The following is a 3,143-nucleotide window of genomic DNA, read 5'->3' as shown; positions in this document are numbered from 1 at the left end:
CGACGGAGCCGTTCGCGGTCGCGCCCGCCGCGCCGGAGGGCGCCGCGGAGCCTGGGGCACTGCCGGGCGGCGCGGGCGAGGCGAGCCTGCCCGCGGTCGAGAGCCTGTCGCTGTCCTCGGACTTCACCGCCTTCCTGAAGGAGGAGGTGAGCGAGGCGCTGCGCCGCAAGGCCTTGCAGAAGCTGTTCTCCGACCCGCACTTCAACCAGATGGACGGGCTGGACATCTACATCGACGACTACTCGCAGCCCGACCCGATCCCGCCGGAGATCCTGGCGAAGCTCCGGCATGCGCGCGAATGGCTGATGGACGACGCGGCGACAGGGCCTGCTGCCGACGGCGGGGCGATCGACGCGGCGGTGCCCGTTGCGGGCGACGGCGGGCAAGCCCGCGTGCCGGAAGAGGGGGCGGAGAGTGCTTGCGCAAGCGGAGAGGGGGGCGATAGCGCCGAAGCCGAGGCCGCGGAAGCGCTGGACGGGAGACGTCCCCCCGCGGCGAGCCGGGTCGCGCCCGACCCATCCGTCGCGGGCGCATCCGCGGCGGAGCTGTCCGCAACGGACTCGTCGGTCGAGCGCGCGTCCCCGGCGGGCGGGAACGCTTCGGGCAGCTGATCCGGTCTCGGAGCTGCGGGTGCGGCTTCGTGCAGCTTGGAGCAGGATGCGGGACAAAACGCACCCTGAGCGACAAATTGTCGCGCGTGGATTCCTGATATCGCCCAGTCATGGCTTTTCGGGGATTCCTGCGGTTTTCCCGGCGGCCCCAGCTGGCCTATGAACTGCTTTGCTTATGGGACTCGATGGAAGGACACATGAGCGAACGCCACGACCCGACCTGCCGTATCCACCTGTGCGACTGCAACCGCAGCTTCGCGCTCGATGCCGGGCGCCTGTCCGGGAGCGCCGGCGCCGCGCTGCATTGCCATCACGCGCTGTGCGGCGCCGAGCTGCCGGCGCTCGAGGCCTCGCTCACGAGCGGCCAGGCGGTGCATGTCGCCTGCACGCAGGAGAGCGCGCTCTTCGGCGAGCTGGCCGAGGAGGCCGGCGCGGGCGAGCGCATCCGCTTCTTCAACCTGCGCGAGAACGCCGGCTGGTCGGCGGAGTCCGCCGCCGCAAGCCCCAAGCTCGCCGCGCTGATCGCCGCCGCGACCACGCTGGCCGATCCCGAGCCGGTGGCGGCGGTGCAGATGTCCGCCGGGCGCAGCCTCTTGATCGTCGGCGAGGCGGGCGCGGCGCTGGGCTGGGCGGAGCGCCTGGCCGGCAGCTTCGAGCCGGCGGTGCTGATCACCGCGCGCACGCAGGACGCGGAACTGCCCGCGGTCAACGCCTATCCGGTGTGGTCGGGCAAGCCGGTGGCGCTCGGCGGCCACCTCGGCGCCTTCGAGCTCGAATGGACGCAGCACAACCCGATCGACCTCGAGCTGTGCGTGCGCTGCAACGCCTGCGTCAAGGCCTGCCCCGAGGGCGCGATCGGCTGGGACCTGCAGGTCGATGTCGACGCCTGTCGCAGCCACCGCGCCTGCGTCGCCGCCTGTGGCGAGATCGGCGCGATCGACTTCGCGCGCGCCGACGTGGCGCGCCGCGAGCGCTTCGACCTCGTGCTCGACCTCGCGGCCGCGCCGCTGCTGCGCCGCGTCGAGTTGCCCGACGGCTACGCCGCCCCGGGGCGCGACCCCTTCGAGCAGGCGCTCGCGGTGCAGGCGCTGGGCGAGTTCGTGGGCGAGTTTGAGAAGCCGCGCTACGTGGCCTTCGAGGCCGGCCTGTGCGCGCACAGCCGGGCGAAGAAGACCGGCTGCAGCAACTGCATCGAGGCCTGTTCCACCGAAGCGATCCGCAGCAACGGCGACGTGATCGCGGTCGATCCCTGGCTGTGCAAGGGCTGCGGCACCTGCAGCACGGTGTGCCCCTCGGGTGCGCTGTCCTTCCAGTATCCGCGCGTGCCCGAGCTCGGCCAGCGCGTGAAGACCCTGCTCGCCGAATACGCGCGCGCCGGCGGCAGCGACGCCTGCCTGCTGTTCCACTCCGCCGAGGCCGGCACCGCCACCATCGCGCGCCTGGCCCGCCGCGGCCGCGGCCTGCCGGCGCGGGTGATCCCGGTCGAGGTGTGGAGCGCGGACGCGGTCGGGCTGGACCTGATGCTCGGGAGCCTCGCGCTCGGTGCCTGCCAGGTGGCGGTGCTCGCCGCCGGCAGCCACGACGCCGCGCCGATCAAGGCGCAGGCCGCGCACGGCCAGACCATCCTTACTGCGCTCGGCTACGGCGGCGAACACCTGCGCGTGATCGAGGCCGACGCCGACGACTGGCAGGTGCTCGAGCGCGCGCTCCACGACTGGGCGCCGGCAAACGGCGTCGCCGAGCCGGCGCGCTTCCAGCTCTTGCCGAAGAAGCGCGAGACGCTGGACTTTGCGCTGCGCCATCTGGTCGCCCACGCGCCTGCCGCCACGACGCCCACGGGCCTGCCCGCGGCGATCGCCTTGAAGGCCGGCGCGCCCTTCGGCCAGGTGCTGGCGTCCGACGCCTGTACGCTCTGCATGTCCTGTACCGGCGCCTGCCCGGCCGGCGCGCTGCGTGCCGCCAGCGACGCCTACCGCCTCGAGTTCGTCGAGAAGAACTGCCTGCAGTGCGGGCTGTGCGAAGTCTCCTGTCCGGAGTCCGCGATCACCCTCGAGCCGCGTCTGCTCCTCGGCGAATATGGCAAGGAAGGCGCACGCAAGGCGCGCACGCTGCGCGAGGCCGACATCTTCCACTGCAGCGCCTGCGGCAAGGCCATGGGCGCCGCGCCGCTGATCGAATCCATGATCGCCCGCCTGTCCGGCCACTCGATGTTCGCCGGCGAGGCCGAGCGCGCACGCCTGCGCATGTGCGCCGACTGCCGGGTGATCGACATGATGAAGGCCGGATCCTCCGTGAAGGCCTGGGACCTCACTGAATGAACGACGCCGAATGAAAGACGCCGCGAACGCCACCATCGCCCTCCAGCCGCAGCCGACCTGGTCGGACGAGGACCGCGCGCGTGCCGAGCACTACGCGCTGCTCGCCCGCTTGTTCCACGCCGCGCCCGACGCCGCGCTGCTGGCCGCGCTCGTGCAGACCGGGCGCACGCTCGGCGGCGAGGGCGGCGAGCTGCCGCGCGCCTGGGCCGCCCTG

2 protein-coding genes and 1 pseudogene are annotated in these 3,143 nt (G+C 72.7%); all 3 read left to right on the top strand.

Features of this window, described 5'->3' with window-relative positions:
• The coding region (locus C667_RS24445; RefSeq protein WP_004384345.1) for a DUF3306 domain-containing protein at positions 1–611 on the top strand (611 nt) is incomplete at its 5' end.
• 197 nt (positions 612–808) lie between these two features.
• Positions 809–2,929, top strand: a complete 2,121-nt coding sequence (locus C667_RS21610) for a 4Fe-4S binding protein (protein ID WP_004384343.1) — start codon at positions 809–811, stop codon at positions 2,927–2,929.
• Positions 2,930–2,939: 10 nt separating this feature from the next.
• A pseudogene (locus tag C667_RS21605) lies at positions 2,940–3,143 on the top strand (TorD/DmsD family molecular chaperone); the annotation flags it as partial.

It is taken from the genome of Thauera phenylacetica B4P (assembly GCF_000310225.1).
In the GTDB taxonomy this organism is placed as follows: domain Bacteria; phylum Pseudomonadota; class Gammaproteobacteria; order Burkholderiales; family Rhodocyclaceae; genus Thauera; species Thauera phenylacetica.
The sequence above is the reverse complement of the archived record's forward strand: the minus strand, read 5'-3'. Positions and strand labels throughout refer to the sequence as shown.

Excerpts from the sequence above, each read along its gene's own strand:
- C667_RS21610 (WP_004384343.1), top strand. The coding sequence starts at position 809 with ATGAGCGAACGCCACGACCCGACCTGCCGTATCCACCTGTGCGACTGC.